Source organism: Bartonella sp. TT110JLCBS, from assembly GCF_042193405.1.
In the GTDB taxonomy this organism is placed as follows: Bacteria; Pseudomonadota; Alphaproteobacteria; order Rhizobiales; family Rhizobiaceae; genus Bartonella.
In genome coordinates this window covers 1-1,204 of sequence record NZ_JBHILT010000112.1, presented here as the reverse complement: position 1 = coordinate 1,204, position 1,204 = coordinate 1, and the positions used below count along the sequence as shown (strand labels likewise).

General features: G+C 36.2%; 1 protein-coding gene and 1 pseudogene. Both read left to right on the top strand.

All coding sequences use genetic code 11. From position 1 onward, the window contains the following. A pseudogene (locus ACFILW_RS09830) lies at window positions 1-246 on the top strand (hypothetical protein); the annotation flags it as partial. Between the two features lie 287 nt (window positions 247-533). Further along, complete coding sequence (locus tag ACFILW_RS09825) at window positions 534-1,052, top strand: Rha family transcriptional regulator (RefSeq protein WP_375646792.1); 519 nt, start codon at window positions 534-536, stop codon at window positions 1,050-1,052. Window positions 1,053-1,204: the final 152 nt, after the last annotated feature.

Here is a 1,204-nt window from a genome sequence, read left to right as displayed (position 1 = left end):
GACGGTGGTCAATATCATGATATGCCCGAGAAAGTTGATTACAGTACCAAGGCTCAAGTGAAAGCTTGGATATATGGTGGTGATTTGCCAAGAAGCGTATTGAGTTGCGAAGCATTGATAGACGAGGTGAATAGGGAAATCAAAAAACGTACAGTGAAAGCAGTGAAAACTTATGATGATATAGACAGTGAACTAGAGAAAGCACTTGGTATTCAATTAGGTAGGTATCAAAATGAAAAAAATTGAAAAAAATAAAAAATACGTATTGACTTTAAAAAGTCATTCTGTTAAACGAATCATTAAGTGCTAGAAACACTAAACATGTAGCGAATAGATTACGAAACAATCTTTTCCTGCTTCAAAATTTGGCTTTATTTTTATGCTATTATTGGCATATAACGATTTTGTCGGGTGTGGTTACGCTATACAATACCCTTATGGGAAAGGCGTGACGACGGACTACATGCCGTGTTTCTAGCGCCCGGCACTCTTTTAGAGTGTCAATAGAAACTTTAAACATGTAGGAGTTCCCTATGAACAATTTAGTAACAATCAACAATGCTGGTATTGCTGTCACAACTTCTTTGAAAATTGCAGAGGGTGTAGGTAATAAGCACAAAACAGTTATACAGTTGGTTCGTCAAAATATTAAAGACTTCGAAGAACTTGGAAGGGTCGCATTTGAAATGCTACCCTTTGAAACCAAGGGTGGAATACAAAAGAGAGAAGTTGCCATCCTTAATGAATCACAAGCAACTCTACTGATGACATATATGCGCAATAATGGCACGGTGCGTGCATTTAAAAAAGCGCTTGTTAAAGCTTTTTATGAATTAAAAAGCCAATCAAAAAATCATGATTTATTCTCTAGAGATAATGATTTATTTTCTTATGAAAGTTTAAAAGCTTCTGAGGGAATTGGTAAAGTTTTGGGAATGATTGCTGCGCGTTTATCGTATGTAAATGATCTACAAAAAGAGCTTGATCACTACAAATTGGTTACGACAGAAGCCAAGCGCGTTTTAACAAATGCTATTGTAAAAGCAGCTTAAATAACAGGCGGTGCGGGGGCGCCTCCTTATAACCATTTCATTCAAAAATTTATTCAAATGTTAGATTAGGGAGCTACCTATGACCACTAAAAATGTATCCAAAAAATATGAACTCACAGATGAAATCCACCGTATTCCTGAGGGAAAAACTG

Coding starts and splice junctions, on each gene's coding strand:
- ACFILW_RS09825 (WP_375646792.1), top strand. CDS start 534: ATGAACAATTTAGTAACAATCAACAATGCTGGTATTGCTGTCACAACT.